This window comes from Pseudoalteromonas sp. bablab_jr010, assembly GCF_016464105.1.
Lineage (GTDB): Bacteria > Pseudomonadota > Gammaproteobacteria > Enterobacterales > Alteromonadaceae > Pseudoalteromonas > Pseudoalteromonas simplex.
The window spans coordinates 1-344 of the sequence record NZ_JACDWV010000130.1 but is presented as its reverse complement, the minus strand read 5'-3'; the positions used below and the strand labels follow the sequence as shown (position 1 = coordinate 344).

The 344-nt window shown below is 41.6% G+C and carries 1 pseudogene; it reads left to right on the top strand.

Features of this window, described 5'->3' with window-relative positions:
- A pseudogene (locus JIG37_RS11455) lies at positions 1-273 on the top strand (hypothetical protein); the annotation flags it as partial.
- Positions 274-344 lie beyond the last annotated feature (71 nt).

Genomic DNA, 344 nt, shown 5'->3' with positions numbered 1-344 from the left:
GATCAAGTCGCTCAGGTTGCATCACCACCGAGTAAGATGTTTTTTGAGTTCGATAATATGAACTGGCAATTTACACCTTATGCTGCACTTATGCTGCTAACGCTAAGAACAAAACATGGCCTTGAGAACCCCGATTTTGAGCACCCTGGTTTTGGCAATGTGACTTCTTTGCTATTAACGCAGCCTGTAGCCCCTCAAAAAGATGAGGTGCTTGAACAGCTTGTAGTCAAGTTACATGAGCAAGGCTTTGATGAAAAAGCGTTACTAGCGTAGCATCTAAAAAGTGTCACTAAATGGTCAGGTCTTTCTTTTTGCCTTTTAGCTAGTCCAATGTTGTTTATAAG